The sequence below is a fragment of the Curtobacterium sp. VKM Ac-1393 genome (genome assembly GCF_015350995.1).
Lineage (GTDB): Bacteria > Actinomycetota > Actinomycetes > Actinomycetales > Microbacteriaceae > Curtobacterium.
Map to the genome: position 1 here is coordinate 148831 of NZ_JADKRW010000007.1, position 21586 is coordinate 170416.

Annotated in this window: 18 protein-coding genes; 13 read left to right on the plus strand and 5 right to left on the minus strand. The window is 70.2% G+C overall.

What is annotated here, in order from left to right; all coding sequences use genetic code 11:
• Positions 1-34: 34 nt before the first annotated feature.
• The gene (xseA, locus tag ITJ59_RS16185; RefSeq protein ID WP_194652323.1) at positions 35-1291 is read right to left on the minus strand and encodes an exodeoxyribonuclease VII large subunit; all 1257 of its coding nucleotides are present in this window, start codon (positions 1289-1291) and stop codon (positions 35-37) included.
• 125 nt (positions 1292-1416) lie between these two features.
• Between xseA and ITJ59_RS16190 the strand changes: the two genes are divergently transcribed.
• Both ITJ59_RS16190 and ITJ59_RS16195 read left to right on the plus strand, forming a co-directional pair.
• On the plus strand, positions 1417-2481 hold the full coding sequence (locus ITJ59_RS16190) for a 4-hydroxy-3-methylbut-2-enyl diphosphate reductase (protein ID WP_395873674.1): 1065 nt from the start codon (positions 1417-1419) through the stop codon (positions 2479-2481).
• Positions 2478-3242: a DUF6264 family protein gene (locus ITJ59_RS16195; protein WP_194652324.1), complete on the plus strand. Its 765-nt coding sequence runs from the start codon at positions 2478-2480 to the stop codon at positions 3240-3242. The genes ITJ59_RS16190 and ITJ59_RS16195 overlap by 4 nt, the downstream gene beginning before the upstream one ends.
• Positions 3243-3288: 46 nt before the next feature.
• On the opposite strand, the gene ITJ59_RS16200 is transcribed toward ITJ59_RS16195, so the two are convergent.
• On the minus strand, positions 3289-4548 hold the full coding sequence (locus tag ITJ59_RS16200) for a M18 family aminopeptidase (protein ID WP_194652325.1): 1260 nt from the start codon (positions 4546-4548) through the stop codon (positions 3289-3291).
• A gap of 191 nt (positions 4549-4739) precedes the next feature.
• Positions 4740-5768 carry a class II fructose-bisphosphate aldolase gene (fbaA, locus tag ITJ59_RS16205; RefSeq protein ID WP_194652326.1) on the minus strand — a complete coding sequence of 343 codons (1029 nt, stop codon included), beginning with the start codon at positions 5766-5768 and terminating at the stop codon, positions 4740-4742.
• A 159-nt stretch (positions 5769-5927) separates the two neighbouring features.
• Between fbaA and glpX the strand changes: the two genes are divergently transcribed.
• The 4 genes from glpX (at position 5928) to ITJ59_RS16225 (ending at position 10300) form a co-directional block, all read left to right on the plus strand.
• Positions 5928-6917 (plus strand): class II fructose-bisphosphatase, encoded by a 990-nt coding sequence (gene glpX, locus ITJ59_RS16210; RefSeq protein ID WP_123673052.1) that lies wholly within the window; start codon positions 5928-5930, stop codon positions 6915-6917.
• A 71-nt stretch (positions 6918-6988) separates the two neighbouring features.
• The gene (locus ITJ59_RS16215) at positions 6989-7885 is read left to right on the plus strand and encodes a hypothetical protein (RefSeq protein ID WP_194652327.1); all 897 of its coding nucleotides are present in this window, start codon (positions 6989-6991) and stop codon (positions 7883-7885) included.
• Between the two features lie 130 nt (positions 7886-8015).
• Positions 8016-9539, plus strand: a complete 1524-nt coding sequence (locus ITJ59_RS16220) for a putative T7SS-secreted protein (protein ID WP_194652328.1) — start codon at positions 8016-8018, stop codon at positions 9537-9539.
• Positions 9539-10300, plus strand: a complete 762-nt coding sequence (locus ITJ59_RS16225; protein ID WP_194652329.1) for a PoNe immunity protein domain-containing protein — start codon at positions 9539-9541, stop codon at positions 10298-10300. Before ITJ59_RS16220 ends, ITJ59_RS16225 begins: the two co-directional genes overlap by 1 nt.
• A 299-nt stretch (positions 10301-10599) precedes the next feature.
• Here ITJ59_RS16225 and ITJ59_RS16230 read toward each other — a convergent pair whose 3' ends face one another.
• Both ITJ59_RS16230 and ITJ59_RS16235 read right to left on the minus strand, forming a co-directional pair.
• Positions 10600-11700, minus strand: a complete 1101-nt coding sequence (locus tag ITJ59_RS16230) for a DUF1266 domain-containing protein (protein WP_194652330.1) — start codon at positions 11698-11700, stop codon at positions 10600-10602.
• Between the two features lie 26 nt (positions 11701-11726).
• Complete coding sequence (locus ITJ59_RS16235) at positions 11727-12989, minus strand: DNA recombination protein RmuC (protein WP_194652331.1); 1263 nt, start codon at positions 12987-12989, stop codon at positions 11727-11729.
• A gap of 167 nt (positions 12990-13156) precedes the next feature.
• Between ITJ59_RS16235 and iolC the strand changes: the two genes are divergently transcribed.
• Genes iolC through ITJ59_RS16270 form a run of 7 tightly spaced genes read left to right on the plus strand, consistent with a single transcriptional unit; the run spans position 13157 to position 21583 of the window.
• The gene (iolC, locus tag ITJ59_RS16240) at positions 13157-14167 is read left to right on the plus strand and encodes a 5-dehydro-2-deoxygluconokinase (RefSeq protein ID WP_194652332.1); all 1011 of its coding nucleotides are present in this window, start codon (positions 13157-13159) and stop codon (positions 14165-14167) included.
• Positions 14160-15149 (plus strand): class I fructose-bisphosphate aldolase, encoded by a 990-nt coding sequence (locus ITJ59_RS16245; RefSeq protein ID WP_194652333.1) that lies wholly within the window; start codon positions 14160-14162, stop codon positions 15147-15149. Before iolC ends, ITJ59_RS16245 begins: the two co-directional genes overlap by 8 nt.
• Positions 15146-16657, plus strand: a complete 1512-nt coding sequence (locus ITJ59_RS16250) for a CoA-acylating methylmalonate-semialdehyde dehydrogenase (protein WP_194652334.1) — start codon at positions 15146-15148, stop codon at positions 16655-16657. Before ITJ59_RS16245 ends, ITJ59_RS16250 begins: the two co-directional genes overlap by 4 nt.
• An 8-nt stretch (positions 16658-16665) precedes the next feature.
• Entirely contained in the window at positions 16666-17598 is a 933-nt protein-coding gene (gene iolB, locus ITJ59_RS16255; protein WP_194652335.1) for a 5-deoxy-glucuronate isomerase, read from the plus strand.
• 17 nt (positions 17599-17615) lie between these two features.
• On the plus strand, positions 17616-19523 hold the full coding sequence (iolD, locus tag ITJ59_RS16260) for a 3D-(3,5/4)-trihydroxycyclohexane-1,2-dione acylhydrolase (decyclizing) (RefSeq protein WP_194652439.1): 1908 nt from the start codon (positions 17616-17618) through the stop codon (positions 19521-19523).
• A gap of 50 nt (positions 19524-19573) precedes the next feature.
• Positions 19574-20500: a sugar phosphate isomerase/epimerase family protein gene (locus tag ITJ59_RS16265; RefSeq protein ID WP_194652336.1), complete on the plus strand. Its 927-nt coding sequence runs from the start codon at positions 19574-19576 to the stop codon at positions 20498-20500.
• A 51-nt stretch (positions 20501-20551) separates the two neighbouring features.
• Positions 20552-21583 carry a Gfo/Idh/MocA family protein gene (locus ITJ59_RS16270; protein ID WP_194652337.1) on the plus strand — a complete coding sequence of 344 codons (1032 nt, stop codon included), beginning with the start codon at positions 20552-20554 and terminating at the stop codon, positions 21581-21583.
• Positions 21584-21586 lie beyond the last annotated feature (3 nt).

Below are 21586 nucleotides of genomic sequence, written 5' to 3' on the forward strand. Positions count from 1 at the left end.
ACGCGTCCGGCAGACGGCCGGACCGGTCGGACCGTCAGACGTCGTCAGGACCCGACCCCGAACCGTCCGGACCCGGCCCGTCCGGCTCGAGCGTGCCGGTCGCGGTGCCCGCGCCGAGCGTGACGTGCACCGGGGTCTGCCCGGCCAGGTCGGTGGACGACCGCACCACGCCGCCGTCGGCCCGCTGCACGATCGCGTAGCCGCGCCGCAGGGTGTCGCGCGGCGACAGCGCCCGGAGCCTGGCCGTCAGGTGGCCGACCTCGGAGTGCCCCCGCTCGAGACGACGGTCGAGCAGTTCGCGCGAACGGGAGAGGTCACGGGCGACCTCTTCCGCACGGGTGTCGACCAGCCAGGCCGTGGACGCGAGCGCCGGGCGCGACCGGAGCGCCGCGATGCGGTCGGCCTCGACCGCGAGGGTCTGCGACAACCGCAGGCCGATGCGCGCGCGGGCCTGCCGGACGTTCGCGAGTTCCTCCGCGACGTCGGGGACGACCCGCTTGGCGGCGTCGGTCGGGGTGGAGGCGCGGAGGTCGGCGACCTCGTCGAGGATGGGGCGGTCGGCCTCGTGCCCGATGGCCGAGACGATCGGCGTGCTCGCCGCTGCTGCTGCGCGGACGAGCCCTTCGTCGCTGAAGCCGAGCAGGTTCTGGAAGTCGCCGCCACCGCGGGCGATGATGATGACGTCGACCGTCGGGTCGGCATCGAGCTCGAGGATCGCCGCCGTGACCTCGCCGACGGTGCGCTCGCCCTGCACGGCGGTGTGGACGGTGCGGAACTCGACCTGCGGCCAGCGGAGCTGCGCGTTGCGCTTGACGTCCTTCTCGGCGTCGGAGTCCTTGCCGGTGATCAGGCCGATGCGGTGCGGCAGGAACGGCAGCCGCTTCTTGCGCGCCGGGTCGAACAGGCCCTCTTCGCCCAGGGTCCGGTGCAACCGTTCGAGCCGTTCGAGCAGGTCACCGAGGCCGACGTGCTTCATCTCGACGACCTGCATGGTCAGCGAGCCGCCCTTGACCCAGTAGTTCGGCTTGACGGCCGCGACCACCCGGTCGCCCTGCTTGATGTCCGCCGGCACCCGGGAGCGGACGCTCGACCAGATGGAGAACGACACCGTGGCGTCGACCTCGACGTCCTTGAGCTTGCCGTAGACGTTGCCGCCCGCGACGTTCCACTGCGTGATCTCGCCCTCGATCCACGCGGTACCGAGCCGGTCGATCCAGTCGCGGAGCTTCGCGCCGAGGAGCGCGACCGGCCACGGGTTGTCGGCCGTCGGCGGGCCCTGTTCGATCGCCATGTCGCTCCTTCTCGTGCTGGACGTCCATCGTGCCCGACACCGGTGACAGCGGGCGAGCGGCGGGTTCTCCACAGACGGCGCCCGTGCCCAGGTCGCGTGCGTCCCGCTCACCTATCATCGGGGACGTGACGATCACCAACGGCCACACGGTCCCGCTCGCCCCACCGCGGGTGCACGCGGCGCGCGGACGACTGCGCGACGAGCCGGTCGCCGGCCCGAAGAAGGTGCTGCTGGCTGCGCCCCGTGGCTACTGCGCCGGGGTCGACCGCGCGGTCGTCGCCGTCGAGAAGGCGCTCGAGCAGTACGGCGAGCCCGTCTACGTCCGCAAGCAGATCGTCCACAACGTCCACGTCGTGTCCACCCTCGAGCAGCGCGGTGCGGTGTTCGTCGACGACGTCGCCGAGGTCCCGCGCGGTTCGCACGTCGTCTTCAGTGCCCACGGCGTCTCACCCGCCGTCGTCGCCGGTGCCGCCGACCGCGACCTGCACGCCATCGACGCCACCTGCCCCCTGGTCACCAAGGTCCACCGCGAGGCCACCCGGTTCGCCAAGGCCGAGCGCACCATCATCCTCATCGGACACACCGGCCACGAAGAGGTCGAGGGCACGATGGGCCACGCCCCCGACCGCACGATCCTGGTCAACGGACCGGACGACGTCGCCGCGCTCGACGTCCCCGATCCCGACAACCTCGTCTGGCTGTCGCAGACCACGCTGAGCGTCGACGAGACGATGGAGACCGTCCGCCTGCTGCGCGAGAAGTACCCGACCATCCAGGATCCGCCGTCGGACGACATCTGCTACGCCACCCAGAACCGCCAGGTCGCGATCAAGAAGGTCGCCCCGGGCACCGACCTGGTGATCGTCGTCGGTTCCGCCAACTCGTCGAACAGCGTCCGACTGGTCGAGGTCGCGTTGGAGCACGGCGCGAAGGCCGCACACCGCGTCGACTACGCCGAGGAGATCCGCCAGGAGTGGCTCGACGGCGTCGCCACCGTCGGCGTGACGAGCGGTGCCTCGGTGCCCGAGGAGCTCGTCGCCGAGGTCCTCGAGCAGCTCGCCGACGCCGGGTACGGCGCCGTGGAAGAAGTCGTGACCGCACACGAAGACCTGATGTTCTCGCTCCCCAAGGAGCTCCGCACCGACGCGTCGGGCAACCCGACGCGCGCGCTCGGCGGGCGTCGGGCATGAGCGGCTCGGACGGCTGGGGCTCGGTACCGCAGCGTGAGCCGGGTCACGTCGACGACACGGCAGCTGCCGGCCAGGAGGCCCGGGGCACGTCCTCGACGACGGCCGCCGGTGCCGCGAGCGGCCGGGTCCACGGCCGCCCCGCCCCCGCGTACGGCGAGTACGCACCCGAGGGCTGGGTCAACCCGGTCCTGGTCGAACAGGAACGTCAGGAGCGCGAGCAGCAGGAGCGCGACCGCCGCCAGCAGGCGGCGAGCCAGGCCGGGCGGGACGGCGCGACCGCGTACAAGTCCGGTGCCGGCGCGCCGACCGGCACCCTGCCTGCCGGTCGACCCGGCGCAGCCGGTGACCCGGCCACGGGTGGGCAGCAGCGTCCAGCGACGGCGAGCCGGTTCGGCCGGACGCCCGCCGACTTCGTGCTGACCGTGGGGCTGCTCGCCTTCGGGCTGATCTCGGTCGTGCAGTCACTCGCGGTGACCAACGTCGCGTCCACGGTCCGTCGGACCCTCGAGACGCAGTACACGGCGCTGGACGACCCGAGTGCGCTGAGCGGTGCAGCGATCATCGGCGCGATCACGAACGTCGTGGTCTTCGCGCTGGTGGCGTGGTGGTCGATCCGGCGGCTCCGGGCACGCAAGCGGACGTTCTGGGTGCCGATCGTGGGCGCGGTCGTCGCGACGTTCGTGAGCACCATCGCGTTCGTCGTCGTGGTGTTCCAGGACCCGCAGTTCGTCGACTTCATGATGCGCCAGGCCGGCGCCTGACCCCAGCCGGGCTGGCTCAGCCTGCCAGGGCTCAGCCGGCCAGGGCTCAGCCTGCCAGGAACGCCGCGACGGCGCCGTGCAGTGACGCCAGGTCCTCGACGTGCACGAGCTCGCGGATCGAGTGCATCGACAGCAGCCCGACGCCGATGTCGATCGTCGGGATCCCGAGCCGGGTGGCCGCGATCGGGCCGATGGTCGAGCCGCCGGGGATCGTGTTCACGTTGACGAACGGCTGCCACGGCACGCCGGCGGTGTCGCACGCGGCGGCCCAGACGGCCTCGCCCTTGGCCTCGGTCATGTAGCGCTGGTTCGCGCTGATCTTCAGCAGCGGACCGGCACCGGGGCGCGGACGGTTCGTCGGGTCGTGCTTCTCCGGCTGGTTCGGGTGTACCAGGTGGCCGGCGTCGCTCGACAGCAGCCACGAAGCGCGGAACGCCCGGGCGGCCTCGGAGCGCGTGGCGCCGAGGCCCTCCTGCACGCGGCCGAGGACGTCCTCGAGGAACGGGCCACCGGCACCGGACGGCGTCGAGGAACCGATCTCCTCGTGGTCGAACGCGGCGAACACGGGGATGTGGTCGCCGTCGACCGGGGCGTCCACGATGCCGCGGAGCCCGGCGTGCACGCTCGTCAGGTTGTCCATCCGGCCCGAGGCCAGGAATTCGCGGTCGATGCCGATGCGCGCGGGCGTCTGGGTGTCGGCGAGGAAGAGGTCCCACGACACGGCTTCGTCTCCGAGTCGAGCGCGCAGCCACTCCACGACCGAGGTCCCACCGGCGTCGCCGTCGACCCCGACGATCGGCAGGGTGTGGCGTTGCCGGTCGATCTCCTTGCCGTCGTTCACCCCGCGGTCGAGGTGGATCGCGAGGTTCGGGATGCGGGCGACGGCGTCGGTGCTGACGAGCCGCACGCTGCCGTCGGCGTCGACGACCCGGCCGGCGATCCGCAGGTCGCGGTCGAACCACGTCGACAGGAGGGCGCCGCCGTAGACCTCGACGTTCAGCTGCTCCCACCCACCGGTGCGGACACCGGGGTTCGGCTTGATGCGGAACCCGGGGGAGTCGGTGTGTGCGCCGAGGATCCGGAACGGGGTGGTGCCGGTCGCGCCCTCCGGCAGCCGCCACGCGATGACCGCACCGTCGCGGACCACCACGTACGCGCCGGGATCGGTCGGCCAGGCGTCGAGCTCGGACAGCTCGGTGAACCCGGCTGCGACGAGGCGGTCGCGGGAGGCCGCTGCCGCGTGGAACGCGGTGGGCGACTCGGTGACGAACTGGGCGAACTCGGAGGCGATGGCGTCGACGGTCACCCGACCATCGTGGCACGTGACGAGCACGGCGGAGGTGAACCGTGCCTCCCGGCCGACCGTCGAGACGCCGGCGTCAACGCAGGACGCCCCCGGAAACGCGAGACGCCGCCGGAATCCGCGGTGTTGTGCGGACACGACGGCGTCTTGCGACGGGCGCGACGGGCGCGACGGGCGCGACGGGTCGGACCCGATCAGCCCTTGGTGTGACCGGCGGAGCCGAGCACCTTCGCGGCCTCGGCCACGCGAGCCGCCATGGCGGACTCGGCGACCTTGCCCCAGGCGCGGGGGTCGTACTGCTTCTTGTTGCCGACCTCGCCGTCGATCTTCAGGACGCCCTCGTAGTTCCGGAACATCGAGTCGGCGATCGAGCGCGTGAACGCGTACTGCGTGTCCGTGTCGATGTTCATCTTGATGACGCCGTTGCGGACGGCCTCGTGGATCTCGTCGTCGGTCGAGCCGGAGCCGCCGTGGAAGACGAGGTCGAGGGGGTTCTCGCCCGTGCCGTGCTTGGCCGCGACCGAGGCCTGGATCTCACCGAGGAGCTCGGGCCGGAGCTTGACGTTACCGGGCTTGTAGACGCCGTGCACGTTGCCGAAGGTCAGCGCGGCGATCCAGCGGCCCTTGTCGCCCAGACCGAGCGCATCGACGACCTTCTCGACGTCGTTCGGGGTCGTGTACAGGGCGTCGTTCGTGCCCTCGTGCTCGACGCCGTCCTCTTCGCCGCCGACGACGCCGATCTCGACCTCGAGGATCGCGTTGATGTTCCGCGTCTTCTCGAGCATGGTCTTCGCGATCTCGATGTTCTCGTCGAGCGGCACTGCCGAGCCGTCCCACATGTGCGACTGGAAGATCGGGTTGCGCCCGGCGCGGACCTCTTCCTCGCTCGCCGCGATGAGCGGCAGGACGAAGCCGTCGAGGGCGTCCTTCGGGCAGTGGTCGGTGTGCAGCGCGACCGTGATGTCGTAGTTCTTCGCGACCTCGTGGGCGAACTTCGCCATCGCGAGGGCACCGGCGGCGCGGTTCTTGATCGTCTGGCCGGCGAAGTAGTCGGCGCCGCCCGTGGTGACCTGGAGGATGCCGTCCGAGCCGGACTCCTGCAGGCCCTGGAGGACGGCGTTGATGGTCTGCGACGAGGACACGTTGACCGCGGGGTACGCGAACTTGCCCGCCTTCGCGCGTTCGATCATCTCGGCGTACTGTTCCGGCGTTGCGATGGGCACGTGGATCTCCTTCGACTTCGGTGATGTCCCAGCCGATCGTAGTCAGCCGGACTGGAGGGACGGTGCGGGTTACGCGGTCGACTCACGTCCGTCGTGCACATGCGTGCACGGGCCCGGTGTCCGGACCGCGGGTCGGCCGCCGGTCGGTAGGCTCGGGTCGTGACTCCCTCTACGGAAACCGGCTCCCTGTTCCTCCAGCCCGACCGCAACCTGGCCCTCGAGCTCGTGCGTGCGACGGAGGCCGCCGCGATCCGTGCGCAGCCGTGGGTCGGGCGCGGTGAGAAGAACCTCGCCGACGGCGCCGCGGTCGACGCGATGCGCAAGTTCCTCGGCACCGTGAACTTCGACGGCGTCGTCGTCATCGGTGAGGGCGAGAAGGACAACGCCCCGATGCTCTACAACGGCGAGCACGTCGGCAACGGACACGGCCCGGCCTGCGACATCGCGGTCGACCCGATCGACGGCACCTCGCTCACCGCCGCCGGCCGCCAGAACGCCATCTCCGTCATGGCCGTCTCCGACCGTGGTTCGATGTACGACCCCTCCGCCGTGTTCTACATGGACAAGATCGCCGCCGGCCCCGAGGGTCGCGGTGTCCTGGACCTCGAGAAGCCGATCGGCGACAACATCCGCGCGCTGGCGAAGGCCAAGGGCAAGGACCTCGAGGACATGGTCGTCGCCGTGCTCGACCGACCCCGCCACGACGAGCTCATCCGTGCGATCCGCGCGACCGGCGCCGGCACGCGGCTGCTGCTCGACGGTGACGTCGCCGGTGGCATCGCCGCCGCCCTGCCCGGCTCGACGATCGACATGTGCGTCGGCGTCGGCGGCACCCCCGAGGGCATCATCACGGCGTGCGCGATCAAGGCGCTCGGCGGCGTGATCCTCGGCAAGCTCCAGCCGAAGGACGACGAGGAGCGCGAGCGCGCCATCGCCGCCGGCCACGACCTGGACAAGGTCCTCGACCAGGACGACCTGGTCACCGGCGACAACACGTTCTTCGTCGCCACCGGCGTCACCGACGGCGTGCTGGTCGACGGTGTCCGTCGCTCGCGCGGGGTCATCCACACCGACTCGCTCGTGCTGCGGTCGCGCTCGAACACGATCCGCCGCATCCAGGCGGACCACCGTGCGGAGAAGTGGTTCTAGGCAGAACGCCCATCCGCCGTCTGGGGGCGTCGCCGGTCCGCCGGCGGCGCCCCGTTGCATAGGCTCGACGCATGACTGTCACCACGGCACGGATCGTCGGACTGGACACCGCGGGCATCCGCACCCTGCGTGCGCAGGCGGACGGAACGACCGACCGACTGCCGCACGTCGTGCCCGTGGCGCCTGACCTCGGGGTGATCCTCGCCGACGACGAGGGCTCGATCCTCACCGCGCCGGCGCTCGCCGAGATGGGGTGGACGGACGACGACGTCCTGCGTGCGGCCGTCGCCGCCGCGCAGGAGCAGGCCGGCGGTGACGTCGCGGTGATCCAGCCGGGCACGATCGTCATCCAGGACCCTGACCTCGCCGTCGTGCTCGTGCTCGCACCGCAGACGTTCCAGGGCATCGAGTTCCGAGGCAGCGCTGTGGTCTTCCCGGTGGCGCCGACGACGTTCATCGTGACGGGAGACCAGGACGAGGACGGGCTCCAGGTCGCGGCCGGTGTCGCCCAGCAGATCCTGGCCGACGACGAGGGCGACGTCCTGAGCGGACCACCCATGGTGCTGCGCGCTGACGGGTGGGTACGGTTCGAGCACCCGTCGCTCGACGGGGAACTGCGGACCATCCGCGCGCTGTGGACGTCGACGGCCGCGAACCTGCAGCAGGACGACCTGCAGGCGTCGTTCGATCTCCGGGGTGAGCAGGTCCACGTCGCTGCGGTGTCGGTTGCGCGGCTCGCCGAGGACTCCCCGGCTTTCTCGTACTCGTCGTGGACCCAGGACGTCGAGACGATCGTCGCCGCGGTCGACACCGTGGTGCTCGTCACGCTCGACGGCCAGACGCAGCCCGTGCCCTTCGGTCGGCTCCGGGAGTTGGCGTCCGACCTGATCGACGAGCTCGACGTCCGCCCCGCCCGGTACCGGCTCCGAGGGTTCCCCGACCTCGGTGCCATCCGCGCAGCCCTCTGACGCCGCGGCCGCGTCGGGGGCACGCGTCCACGTCGATGTCCCCTGATATGGTCACATTCGCGCGCCTGTGGAGAACAGGGCGAGAGATCAGACCTGGGGAGGGATGATGGGGCGGCCGTCGGGGTGGGACGTGGTCGATCAGGGTGATGATCCGGTCAAGGGTGATCCGTCGACGTTGCGGATGATGTCGCGGGAGTACCAGCGCATCTCCGACGCAGCGGATGACGCCTCGACCCGGCTGAAGTCGGTGAAGGGGTCGGGGTGGCTGACCGACTGGGAGGGTGAAGCGGCGGACGTGTTCGTCGACGCGATCGAGGACACCCCGTCGGACCTGACCAAGCTCGTCGATTCGTACGAACTCGCCGCGACGGCCCTGTCGGGGTGGGCGGACTCGGTCGATGACACCCAGTACCGGGCTGATGGTGCGTTGGCGGATGCGAAGGACGCCTCCGGGGACCTCGCCGCGGCGCAGGACCGGCTCGCCGACGCGCAGTCGACGTTGTCGCACTACCAGTCGGCGTCGTCCGACCTGTCGAAGGTCGCGGACGAGTACCCGGCCGGGTCCGAGGTGCCGGACGGGGTGGACGTGCCGACGCCGGCGCAGTTGCGGGCGGCGTCCGACAACGCCTCCGTCGCGCAGGGCTCCGTGTCGTCCGCGCAGGGCGACATCGCGGCGGCGCAGTCGCGGATCGACGCGGCGAAGCGGCTCGTCGCGGATGCCAAGGGTGACTGGCAGGACGCGGAGCAGCGGACCGCGACGAAGATCGGTGAAGCGGCTGACGCGGGGCTCGGGAAGCAGTCCACGTGGGACAAGATCTTCGGGTCCGAGGCGTGGGAGACCATCGTGTCGGTGGCGAAGGTCGTCGTGGCGGTGGGTGGGATCATCGCGATGATCATCCCGGGGCCGTGGACGTTGATCATCGCGGCGATCGCGCTCGTGGTGTTGGCGGACACGTTGTACAAGATGAGCAAGGGCGAAGCCGACGGGTGGGACCTCGCGTTCTCGCTGCTCGACTGCGTCCCCGCGGCTGGCGCCCTGGGGCGGTTGGCGAGCATGGGCAAGTACGCGCGCGGCATGGGCGGCATCTCGCGCGCCGGCGGACGGGTCCTCGCCGCGGGGCGCTCGGTCGTCGGGAAGGTCACTTCTGCGATCCCGTTCGGGCGTCGCGTCGAACTGCCCCTCGGCGTCAAGGTCAAGCCGAACGGGCGGACCCTTGCGAAGACCGCGACCAAGGACGAGAAAGCAGCCTTCGGAGAGCAGCAGATGCACGACCTCTACGCTCGTTCCGGCTTCGAACGGATCGACACGAAGGGCAGCACCAATGCCAACGGGCTTGACGGTGTGTACTTCAACAAGAAGACCGGCGACTACGAGATCGGCGAGGCGAAGTTCTCGAAGCACGATGACGCTGCTCCGAACGGCCTGTTGAAGAACACCAAACTGAGCGGTCGTCAGCTAAGTGATCAGTGGATCGACTCTCCAGCGGGGCGGGATGCCTTGACTCGATTGGAACGAGCCGTGGACGAGCGCCACTTCGACGCGATCCAGAAGCTGCTCGACGAGGGAAAGCTCCCCCGAAGTGTCGTCGTCGTCGGACATGATGGAGGTTCAACACGATTCATGGTCGATACGGGTGGAAAGGTGATCCCCTGATGCCGCTTTTCCGGCGCAAGACTGCATTCCGGCAGCGGGCCGCCGAGTTCGATGCGCGATACTGGCAGAGCGCCATCGAGGTGACCTCGACCAATTGGGAAGGGCGCAAGGCTGCCGCGCAGCGAGCAACCGATCCCACGAAGCGATTGAGCGCCGTTCGTGGCGAGTGGCACATGGGCCTCCGTTACCTGGCCGCGCAGTACTCCGCGGGCGTCGGCTTGGACGTCATCGGGGATGTCGCTGAATCGGTGGCAGATGCGTACTGCACGTGGGTCGACCTAGCGTCCTCCGACCAGAAGCCGTCGCCCAGCCTCGGCGACGGAAACGAGTACTACATCAGCGTGCTGCGGCTTCTCGGCATCACGATGGGCTGTGGCCGGACGACTCGTGCGCGGACGGTCCTCGAGACGGTGGTTCGGCAGGGGGTGGACCCGCTGTTCTCGGCGCTTGCGTCTGCGTCCGGACTTCAGCACTCCTGGGATCAGAACAAGCCTTCGACGCCGCGGTTCGCGCGGCCCCTGCTCACGGCGCTCGAGCAGCCAGTCGAAGCCGGCCGTGCAATCGAGACGTACCTCGCAGACTGGCCGTCGCGGATGAAACCGATGGATTGGATGGGATCGCTGGAAGCAGTCTCCCCGGGCGACAGCTACGGTGCGGGATTCGTCGGGTATTGGGCGCTGGAACTGCCGGCGATCGCGAAAGCGACCGACATGCACCTCGATGAGATGAAATCGCCCTTCCTGCCACTCGATCTCCTGTAGGAGGAGGGGCGCTGCGGGCCACATCTGAAATGACCTACCAGACGGCCCGACGCCGGTGGCGTTCTCGCTCGATGCCGCCGTTCACCGAGGCGTCACTGACAGTGTGCTGCGCTTGCTCTGGCGTGTGGTGGGTTGCTCAAGGCCGGACAGTGCGACAGCACATCAGGCTGTTCGGCGGGTCTGACGCGTGGCCGATCGGGCGGATCGCAACGGAGTGGGACCGCAACGCCGAGGCCGTCCGCGCGTTCCCCGGGCACTTCCACACATGAGCCGGCGCCCCGATGAGGGTCCGGTCGCAGTCAGGAGACCGACGCGTCGTCCTCGTCCGCCCACAGCGGGTCGCTGACGGTCCTGGGCAGCGGCGCCCCGGGCGACGCAGGCCACGGCAGCCGCGTGACCGGCCAGTTGGAGGCGAAGAGCTCACGCCGCCCGGCATCGAACTCCTGCACCGTCTTGAGCTCGTCGTAGACCAGGGCGTACGCGGCGCGCAGGTTGTCGAAGTAGTCGTCCCACGAGTCGAACAGGGTGAAGGCGACATCGGAGACCAGGCCGACCGACGACCAGGCATCGTCCTCGCTCAGGAGCCCGGCTGCGTACGCACCTCGGACGGCGGTGACGGCGTTCTTGACGTCCATCGACCAGAGGAGCTTCGGCGGGCGGTCCGCTCGGTGTTCGAGCAGGCTCGACCCTGCCCACGGGTCGGTGCCGAGCAGTGAGGACAGCCGGGTGAGCCGTGCCTCGCCCTCGGCGGAACGGCTCAACGCGAGGAACTGCCACGACGCGCTCTTCGGACCGAGCAGGTCGAGCGCGAAGACCTGTGCGTCTCGCCCACTCGCGATCTTGTAGGTCTCGTCGAGCTCCCGGCGCAGGAACGTCACCGCGGGCAGCGGGATGGTGACGAAGGGCGACGGCGTGGTGTCCTGCAGGTACTCGCCGCCGAGCTCCACCCGCGAACCGTACGGGGCGAGCGACGCCGGCCACCAGCGCTCGTGGAAGTCGCCGAACGAGGCGAGCGCCAGCTGCTGGAGTCGGCGCTCGGGCAGCTCGCGGGCACGGGTGCGCTCCCGGTACCGCCGCTGTTCCCGCACCGGCAGTCCGATGTCACGCAGCGAGACGATGAAGGTCAGGACGAACCACACGACGACGGCGATCAGGAAGCAACGCCACACCGCCTGGATGCCGTACCCGAAGTGCTGCCGGACCTCGTACGGCGCGAGGATCGAGATCAGGAGCACGGCAAAGAACGCGACGATCGCGATCGCCATGATGATCCACGCTGCGGCGCGGTCTCGTCGTCGCCCGGTCTGCTTCCGCGCCTTGGCGACCACCGCCCGGTGCCGCCAGCGTGGACGGACCGGGAACTCGCGGTCGCCGGGATGGTTCTGCAGTGCTTCCCCCATGACGGACGATCGTAGCGAGCGGACGGTCAGTCCTCGTCGACCGCCCCCACCAACTCCGGCGCCGTGAGCAACCGCGGCTCGTCCTCGATCGACGCCGGGTCGGCGATCACCTTCGACTCGTCGAGCAGCGACAACCGACGGGCGCTCGGCAGCACCTGCCGCTCAAGCGACCCCACGAACCGGTTGTAGTCGACGACGGAGCCCCTGATGGAACGACCGAGCTTGTCGACGTGCCCCGCCATCGTGGACAGCCGGCCGTAGAGCTCGCGCGAGACCCGGAAGAGCTCGTGCGCCTCTTGGGACACGACGTCCTGCTGCCACGAGAACGCCACGGTCTTCAGCACGGACCACAGGGTCACGGGAGAGGCGAGCGCGATGCGCTTGCGGAACGCGTGGTCGAGCAGGCCTGGGTCGGCGGCGAGGGCGCTCGAGATGAGCGACTCGGACGGGATGAAGGCGACGGTGAGCTCGGGGGAGGCGTCGTACCCGGTCCAGTACTCGCGCGCGGCCAGGGCGTCGACGTGCGCGCGGAGCGCCTTGACGTGCTGTCCGATGAGGGCGTCGCGGCGCGCCCCCTCGGCGCCCGTGGCCGTCGCCGGGATCTCGGCGGCCTGCAGGTAGGCGCTGAACGGCACCTTGGCGTCGACGGCGATGGTCTTGCCGCCGGGCAGGTGCACGACCATGTCGGGCCGGGCGGTGCCTGCCGCGGTGGTGACCGAGGACTGCACGTCGAAGTCGACCCGTTCGAGCAACCCGGCGGCCTCGACCACGTTGCGCAGCTGCGTCTCGCCCCACACCCCGCGGGTGCTGTTCGACGACAGGGCGCTGGCCAGGGTGTCGGCCGTGGCACGCAGGCGTTCCTCGGACTCAGCGGCCGACCGGAGCTGCGCGGACAGGGCGCCGTACTGCTCGCTGCGGGACTGTTCGAGCTCGGCGATCTTCGTGCGCATCACGTCGAGGGTCTGGGCGACGGGGCTGAGGGCGGACAGCACCTTCGACTCGTTCTGGTTCCGGGCGGAGTCGGCGCCGTGCATGCGCTGCACGAGGTGCTCGAGCTCGGCGGAGCGCCGTTCGAGGGAGTCGACCTGCCGGCGGTACTGGGCGTCCTGCGCGTCGAGGCGTTCCTCGGCGTCGCGCCGGACCTCGTCGAGCCGCGTGCGGAGTGCCTCGGCGCTGGCGCGCGATGCGGCGGCGTCGACGCCGGCGCGCGACCGCGCGAGTGACCAGGCGACGACCGCACCGACGGCGATGCCGATCACGAGACCGATGACCAGGGCGAGGATCTGCATGTCGTGACCTTGGCAGGACCCACCGACACCGGGCCTCCCGGCCTGCCGAGACGCGCCACGGGACCGACGTGACAAGCCTCGAATCCCATGTCATGACATTAGGGCAAACAGGGTGTACAGTCGTGAACGTCCGCCGATGAAGCCGCACGGAAGGTCCACCGCGTCGCATGACGAACCACGCTCCCCACGCCTACGACGTGATCACGATGGGACGCGTCAGCGTCGACATCTACCCGCAGCAGACCGGCCCGCTCGAAGACGTCACGACGTTCTCGAAGTCCGTCGGCGGCAGCGCCACGAACGTCGCCATCGCTGCGGCCCGCCACGGTGCCGACGCGGCGGTCATCACCCGCACCGGCAACGACCCCTTCGGTCGCTACATCGCCCGAACCCTGCCTGAGTTCGGCGTCGCGAACGCCTTCGTCGAGACGGTCGAGGGTCTGAACACCCCCGTCGCGTTCTGCGAGATCTTCCCGCCGGACGACTTCCCGCTCTACTTCTACCGAGCCCCGAAGGCGCCGGACCTGATGATCACGGCGAAGTCGCTGCCGCTGCACGAGATCGAGCGGGCGAAGATCTTCTGGACCACGGTGACGGGCCTGAGCGAAGAGCCGAGCCGCAGCGCACACCACACCGCGTTCCAGGCGCGGAGCGCCGCCGACGCCGCAACAGCACTGCACACCGTGCTCGACCTGGACTACCGCTCGATGTTCTGGTCGAGCCCCGAGGCCGCGACGCGCGAGGTCGCCGTCGCCCTCGAGCACGCCACGGTCGCCGTCGGCAACCGCGAGGAGTGCGAGGTCGCGGTCGGTGAGACCGACCCGGTCCGCGCCGCCGACGCCCTGCTCGAGCGTGGGGTCGAGATCGCCATCGTGAAGCAGGGCCCGAAGGGCGTGCTCGCGAAGACCCGCGACGAGTTCGTCGAGTTCCGCCCGCACCACATCGACGTCGTCAACGGGCTCGGCTCGGGCGACGGCTTCGGCGGCGCGCTGACCCACGGCCTGCTGCAGGGCTGGGGCCTCGAGCGGATCCTCGCCTTCTGCAACGCCGCCGGCGCCATCGTCGCGACGCGGTTCGAGTGCTCGACCGCGATGCCGACGAGCGACGAAATCGAGCAGTTCCTGAACGACAACCCCGCCGAGGGCACGACGAGCACCGAGGAGACACTCCATGCCTGAGATCAGCCCCGCTGACTTCCAGCGCCTCCGGGACATCCGCGCCGGACAGCCCGAACTGGTGCGGTCCGTGCTCGACGCTCGGCACAAGCGTTCCCTGCTCGCCGACGACGGCAAGCTCTTCATCGTCGCCGCCGACCACCCGGCACGCGGTGCCCTGGCGGTCCGGAACGACGAGTCCGCCATGGCCGACCGCTACGACCTGCTCGAGCGGCTCGTCACGGCGCTCGGTCGCCCCGGGGTCGACGGGGTGCTCGGCACGCCCGACATCCTCGAGGACCTGGCACTGCTCGGTGCCCTCGACGGCAAGGTCGTCGTCGGGTCGATGAACCGCGGCGGGCTGCGTGGTGCGACGTTCGAGATGGACGACCGCTACACGGCGTACTCGGCGCAGGCCATCAAGGACTCCGGGCTCGACTTCGCCAAGCTCCTGGTGCGCATCGCGCTCGAGGACTCGGGCACGGCCCCGACGCTCGAGGCCACGGCTCGTGCGGTCAGCGAAGCCGCCGCGCTGCAGCTGCCGATCATGCTCGAACCGTTCATGTCCGCGTGGCAGGACGGCCGGGTCGTGAACGACCTGACCGCCGACGCCGTCATCACCTCGATGGCGATCGCCGCGGGCCTGGGGGAGTCCAGCGCCTACAGCTGGTTGAAGATCCCGGTCGTCGACGACATGGAGCGGGTGATGGCGGCGACGACGCTGCCGACGCTCCTGCTCGGCGGCGACCCCGCTTCGCGGCCTCTGGAGACCTACGCGAAGTGGGCTGACGCCCTGGCCCTGCCCGGCGTGCGCGGCCTGGTCGTCGGCCGCACCCTGCTCTACCCGCCGGACGGCGACGTCGCCGCCGCCGTGGACGTCGCCGCCGGTCTCGTCCACAGCCAGGAGGCCCGGGGCGGGTTCTCCACAGATCCTCGCGTCCCAGCCGCTCGGCTCGCGGGCGCCACCACCATGGACTCGTCCATCTCGGAAGGAAGCAACGCATGACGCTCACCGACACGACCACCACCACCGTCGGGCACTGGATCGGCGGGGCACGTGTCCCGTCGTCGTCGGGGCGGACGGCACCGGTGTACGACCCGGCGCTGGGCGTCGCGACCAAGCAGGTCGCCCTGGCCGACGAATCCGAGATCCAGGCCGCCATCGCGAGCGCCAAGGCGGCGTTCCCGGCGTGGAGCAACCTGTCGCTCACCAAGCGCCAGCAGATCCTGTTCTCGTTCCGCGAGATCCTGAACCGCGACAAGGGCGAGCTCGCCGAGATCATCACGAGCGAGCACGGCAAGGTCATCGACGACGCCCTGGGTGAGATCGCCCGTGGGCAAGAGGTCGTGGAGCTCGCGACGAACATCCCGAGCCTGCTCAAGGGCGAGTTCTCCGACCAGGTCTCGACCGGTATCGACGTGTACTCGATCCGCCAGCCGCTCGGCGTCGTGGGCATCATCAGCCCCTTCAACTTCCCGGCGATGGTGCCACTGTGGTTCCTACCGATCGCGATCGCCGCCGGCAACACCGTCGTGCTGAAGCCGTCCGAGAAGGACCCGAGCGCCGCCATCTGGCTCGCCGAGAAGTTCTCCGAGGCCGGACTGCCCGACGGCGTCTTCAACGTCCTGAACGGCGACAAGCTCTCGGTCGACGGTCTGCTCACGAGCCCCGACGTCGAGTCGATCTCGTTCGTGGGCTCGACGCCGATCGCGCAGTACGTCTACGAGACCGGCACGAAGCACGGCAAGCGCGTGCAGGCCCTGGGCGGCGCGAAGAACCACATGCTGGTGCTGCCGGACGCCGACCTCGACCTGGTCGCGGACAACGCCATCAACGCGGGCTTCGGTTCCGCCGGTGAGCGCTGCATGGCGATCTCGGTCGTCGTCGCCGTCGAGCCGGTGGCCGACGAGCTCATTCAGAAGATCAAGGACCGCGCGGCCACCCTGCGCATCGGCGATGGTCGTCGCGGATGCGACATGGGGCCGCTCGTCACGAAGCAGCACCGTGACAAGGTCGCCTCGTACATCGAGGTCGCAGAGCAGGACGGTGCGGTGGTTGTGGTGGACGGCCGCAACGTCCGACCCGACGGCGACGAGAACGGCTTCTGGCTGGGCCCGACGCTGATCGACCAGGTCCCCACCACGAGCCGCGTCTACACCGAGGAGATCTTCGGCCCGGTGCTGAGCGTCGTCCGCGTCGCCACCTACGAAGAGGGCCTCGAGCTCATCAACAGCGGTGCGTACGGCAACGGGACCGCCATCTTCACCAACGACGGCGGCGCCGCCCGTCGGTTCCAGCGCGACGTGCAGGTCGGCATGATCGGCATCAACGTCCCGATCCCCGTGCCGGTCGCGTACTTCTCGTTCGGCGGCTGGAAGAACTCGCTGTTCGGTGACCATAAGGCGTACGGCGCCGACGGCGTGAGCTTCTTCACCCGTCAGAAGGCGATCACGAGCCGGTGGCTCGACCCGTCGCACGGCGGCATCAACCTCGGCTTCCCGTCGAACAACTGACCCGCAGCATGGCGAACGAACAGCACCAGCACGACCAGTGGTTCATCCCGGCGGGCTCCCGGCCCGAGGCCGGCTGGACCGACGTCGTCGACGGGCGCATCGCAGGATGGGCGCACACCGGGCTCCGGACCGGCACCCTGACGGACGGCGACCCGACCGGCACGCGCGAGCTGCGCCTCCCGGCCGACGCCGTGGAGCGCATCGTCGTGCCGCTCGCCGGGGCGTTCCACGTGGCCTACGCGGGCGCTGCCGGCGACGGCGAGCAGGAACTGCAGGGGCGGGGGAGCGTCTTCGAGGGCCCCACCGACGTCCTGTACCTGGGATCTGGCACCGCGGCGACCATCACCGGTGCCGGCCGGTTCGCGGTCGCCGAGGCGCCCACCCACACCGTCAAGCCGACCACGTACGTGGCTCGGCAGGACGTGCCGGTCGAGCTCCGCGGCGCCGGGCAGTCGAGCCGCCAGGTGCACAACTTCGGCACCCCGGCCGCGCTCGACGCGGACAAGTTCATCGTGTGCGAGGTCATCACGCCGGCCGGCAACTGGTCGTCGTACCCGCCGCACAAGCACGACACGAACGTGCCGGGCGAGGAGTCGAACCTCGAGGAGATCTACTACTACGAGTCCGCCGTCGCACGCGGTCTCTCCGCTCCGGCCACCGCCGACCCGTTCGCGCTGCACCGCACCTACGCCTCGGACGACCGTCCGATCGACGAGTTCCGTCAGGTGCGCACCGGCGACGTCGCCCTGGTGCCGCACGGCTGGCACGGCCCCGCCATCGCCGCCCCCGGCTACGACATGTACTACCTCAACGTGATGGCCGGGCCCGACCCGGAGCGCGTCTGGAACATCACCGACGACCCGGCCCACGGCTGGGTCCGTCAGGCCTGGGAGAGCGAGCAGCTCGACCCGCGCCTGCCCTACGAAAGGAAGCACGCGTGACCACCACCACGCGCCGGATGACCGTCGGCCAGGCACTCGTCGAGTTCCTGGCCAACCAGTGGACCGTCGACGGCGACGTCCGTGAACGCACCATCCCGGGGATCTTCGGCATCTTCGGGCACGGCAACGTCGCCGGCGTCGGACAGGCGATCAAGCAGCTCCACGTCGAGCAGCCTGGCCTGCTGCCGTACCACCAGGCCCGCAATGAGCAGGCGATGGTGCACGAGGCCGTCGGCTTCGCCCGCATGCACCGCCGTCGTGCGACCTTCGCCGCGACGGCCTCGGTCGGCCCGGGCGCCGCCAACATGCTCACGGCTGCGGCGCTCGCGACGACGAACCGGTTGCCCGCACTGCTGCTGCCGTCGGACACCTTCGCGACGCGCACCACCGACCCGGTGCTCCAGCAGATCGAGCTGCCGCACGACACCTCCCTGCAGGTGACCGACGCGTTCCGTCCGCTGTCGCGTTACTTCGACCGTGTCGAGCGCCCCGAGCAGCTGTTCTCGATCGCGCTCGCCGCGATGCGGGTGCTCACCGACCCGGCCGAGACCGGAGCCGTGACGATCGCCCTGCCCGAGGACGTGCAGGCCGAGGAGTTCGACGTCCCCGTCGCGTTCCTGCAGCCGCGTGAGTGGCACATCCGTCGGCCACTGCCCGAGCACGGGCCGCTGGCACGTGCGGTCGCGGCGATCCGGGGTGCGCAGCGTCCGGTGATCGTCGCGGGCGGCGGCGTGCTCTACTCCGACGCCACCGACGAGCTCCGCGCCTTCGTCGAGGCCACCGGCATCCCGGTCGGCACCTCGCAGGCCGGCGGCGGCTCGCTCGTCTGGGACCACCCGCAGTACCTCGGTGGCATCGGCGCGACCGGCACGGCCGCCGCGAACGCCGTCGCCGCGCAGGCGGACGTCGTGATCGGGATCGGCACGCGCTACAGCGACTTCACGACCGCCTCGCGGACCGCGTTCCAGAACCCGGACGTCACGTTCGTGAACGTCAACGTGGCCGCGTTCGACGCCTACAAGCACGGCTCGCAGCTGCCGCTGATCGCGGATGCCCGGGAGGCCCTGGTCGCGTTGACCGCGGCGCTCACGTCGGCCGGGTCGTCACCCACAGAGCCCGCGTACGTCGTCGACACCGCGTACGCCGCGGAGATCGCGTCGCTGAAGGCCGCGTGGGACGCCGCCGTCGACGGCGCGTTCGCGCCGTCCGGCGCGGACCTGCCCGGCCAGCCGGAGATCATCGGCGCCGTGCAGTCGGTGTCCGACCCGCGCGACGTCGTCATCCAGGCGGCCGGCTCGCTGCCCGGTGACCTGCACAAGCTCTGGCGCGTGCGGGACGCCCTCGGGTACCACGTCGAGTACGCGTTCTCGTGCATGGGCTACGAGATCGCCGGCGGCATCGGCGTCCGTCGAGGTGCCCCGGACCGCGACGCGATCGTCATGGTCGGCGACGGCAGCTACCTCATGCTGCACACCGAGCTCGTCACCGCGGTGGCCGAGGGCATCAAGATCATCGTCGTGCTCATCCAGAACCACGGGTACGCGTCGATCGGGCACCTGTCCGAGACCGTCGGATCCGAGCGCTACGGCACGAAGTACCGCTACCTGGACGAGTCGCAGTCCTTCGACAACGGCGACCCACTGCCCGTCGACCTCGCGGCGAACGCGCGGTCGTACGGCGTCGACGTCATCGAGGTCCAGCCGGGCCCGAACAGCATCGAAGACCTGAAGGCCGCGGTGCGCCAGGCGAAGGCGAACGACCACACGACCCTCGTGCACATCAACTCGGACCCCCTGGTCTACGGCCCCGACGGCGACGGGTGGTGGGACGTGCCCGTGGCGCAGACCTCGACCCTGCCGAGCACGCAGACCGCCCGCGCCCAGTACGAGCAGCAGGTCGCCGCCCAGCGTCCACTGCTCGGCTGAGCGCCACCGTCCACCACACGCACCACACCCAGAAAGCAGACGACGCCGTCATGACCGACACCGCCACCGCCACCGACGCCATCCGGATCGGCACCGCCCCCGACTCGTGGGGCGTCTGGTTCCCCGACGACCCGAACCAGGTGCCGTGGAAGCGCTTCCTCGACGAGGCGGCCGCCGCCGGGTACGAGTGGATCGAGCTCGGGCCGTACGGCTACCTGCCGACCGACCCGTCGCAGCTGTCCGACGAGCTCGAGTCGCGCGGGCTGAAGCTGTCCGCCGGCACGGTGTTCACCGGGTTCCACAAGGGCGAGGACCAGTTCCAGCGTGCCTGGGACCAGGCCGTGGCGGTCGCCGGGCTCGCGGCGAAGCTCGGTGCCCAGCACCTCGTGACGATCCCGGACCTGTGGCGCTCGGACGCCACGGAAGAGGTCCTCGAGTCGCGCACCCTGACCGACGAGCAGTGGGACCGTCTCGGCAAGGGGCACGACCAGCTCGGCAAGGCGCTGCTCGAGGAGTACGGCGTCCACCAGCAGTTCCACACCCACGCGGACAGCCACGTCGGCACCTACAAGGAGACCGTGCGGTTCCTGTCGGAGACGGATCCGGCCTACACGAACCTCTGCCTCGACACCGGACACTTCGCGTACTACGGCGGCGACAACCTCAAGCTCATCGCCGAGCACCCGGAGCGCATCGGGTACCTGCACCTCAAGCAGGTGGACACCGACATGCTCTTCGACGTGCTGAAGAACGACGTGCCGTTCGCCACCGCCGTGTCGCAGGGCATCATGACCGAGCCGCCGCACGGCACCCCGGAGCTCGCCCCGATCATCGAGGCCGTCGCGAAGATCAACCCTGAGATCTTCGGCATCGTCGAGCAGGACATGTACGGCTGCTCGGTCGACGCCCCCGGCCCGATCGCCGAGCGCACCTTCCAGCACATCTTCGGTTCCACGTCCGCCGCGCGCGTGTCCTGACCGGCCACCAGCAGCCGTCCACGCAGCGTCATCTACCCCAGGAGCACCGCCATGAGCACCACTGACAACCTCCGCGTCGCCGTCGTCGGCGCGGGCGCCATGGGCAGCGACCACATCCGTCGCATCACCACGACCATCGCCGGCGCCGACGTCGTCGCCATCGTCGACCCGGACACCGGTCGTGCGACGGCCGCTGCGGCGAAGGCACCCGGCGCGATCACCGCGGCGTCGTTCGAGGAGGCGCTCGACGCAACCCCGATCGACGCCGTCATCGTCGCAACGCCGGGCTTCCTGCACGAACCGGTCCTGGTGCCGGCGCTCGAGCGCGGCCTGGCCGTGCTCTGCGAGAAGCCGCTGACGACGTCGGCTGACGACTCCCTGCGGATCGTCGAGCTCGAGCAGCAGCACGCCGATCGCCCGCGGATCCAGGTCGGCTTCATGCGCCGCTTCGACAAGGGCTACCAGGAGCTGCGTGCCCTGCGGGAGTCCGGGGCCAACGGTGCCCTGCTCGCGCTGCACCACGCGCACCGCAACCCGACGACGCCGCCGAACTTCAGCGAGTCGATGCTCATCCACGACTCGGTGATCCACGAGATCGACATCATCCCGTTCATCACGGGCGAGGCGATCACGAGCGTCGAGGTGAAGAAGCCCCGCAAGAACTCCCTCGCGCCGGCCGACCTGCCCGAGCCGCAGTTCGTCCTGTTCACCACGGAGTCCGGCACCATGGCGATCGTCGAGATCAACGTGAACGCCCAGTTCGGCTACCAGGTCACCACCGACGCGGTGTTCGAGTCCGGTGTCGCGTACATCGGCCGCGAGACCTCGCTCAACCTCGTGTCGCAGGGCGTGTCCGGCCAGGGCGTCACGCCGTCGTTCGTCGAGCGCTTCGGCGCCGCCTACGACGAAGAGGTGCAGCGCTGGGCCGATGCCGCCCGCTCCGGTGGTATCGACGGCCCGAGCGCCTGGGACGGCTACACCGCGTCGGTCGTCGCCGAGGTCGCCGTGCGTGCGCAGCAGACCGGTGCGCTCGAGCAGGTCGCCTACGCCACGGCGAAGCCGGCGTTCTACGAGACGGCCTGATCC

What these genes read in the sequence shown, in the direction of transcription:
- xseA (WP_194652323.1), bottom strand. Translation starts at nt 1,291, where the DNA reads ATGGCGATCGAACAGGGCCCGCCGACGGCCGACAACCCGTGGCCGGTC.
- ITJ59_RS16195 (WP_194652324.1), top strand. Translation starts at nt 2,478, where the DNA reads ATGAGCGGCTCGGACGGCTGGGGCTCGGTACCGCAGCGTGAGCCGGGT.
- ITJ59_RS16215 (WP_194652327.1), top strand. Translation starts at nt 6,989, where the DNA reads ATGACTGTCACCACGGCACGGATCGTCGGACTGGACACCGCGGGCATC.
- ITJ59_RS16225 (WP_194652329.1), top strand. Translation starts at nt 9,539, where the DNA reads ATGCCGCTTTTCCGGCGCAAGACTGCATTCCGGCAGCGGGCCGCCGAG.
- ITJ59_RS16230 (WP_194652330.1), bottom strand. Translation starts at nt 11,700, where the DNA reads ATGGGGGAAGCACTGCAGAACCATCCCGGCGACCGCGAGTTCCCGGTC.
- ITJ59_RS16235 (WP_194652331.1), bottom strand. Translation starts at nt 12,989, where the DNA reads ATGCAGATCCTCGCCCTGGTCATCGGTCTCGTGATCGGCATCGCCGTC.
- iolC (WP_194652332.1), top strand. Translation starts at nt 13,157, where the DNA reads ATGACGAACCACGCTCCCCACGCCTACGACGTGATCACGATGGGACGC.
- ITJ59_RS16245 (WP_194652333.1), top strand. Translation starts at nt 14,160, where the DNA reads ATGCCTGAGATCAGCCCCGCTGACTTCCAGCGCCTCCGGGACATCCGC.
- ITJ59_RS16250 (WP_194652334.1), top strand. Translation starts at nt 15,146, where the DNA reads ATGACGCTCACCGACACGACCACCACCACCGTCGGGCACTGGATCGGC.
- iolB (WP_194652335.1), top strand. Translation starts at nt 16,666, where the DNA reads ATGGCGAACGAACAGCACCAGCACGACCAGTGGTTCATCCCGGCGGGC.
- iolD (WP_194652439.1), top strand. Translation starts at nt 17,616, where the DNA reads ATGACCGTCGGCCAGGCACTCGTCGAGTTCCTGGCCAACCAGTGGACC.
- ITJ59_RS16265 (WP_194652336.1), top strand. Translation starts at nt 19,574, where the DNA reads ATGACCGACACCGCCACCGCCACCGACGCCATCCGGATCGGCACCGCC.
- ITJ59_RS16270 (WP_194652337.1), top strand. Translation starts at nt 20,552, where the DNA reads ATGAGCACCACTGACAACCTCCGCGTCGCCGTCGTCGGCGCGGGCGCC.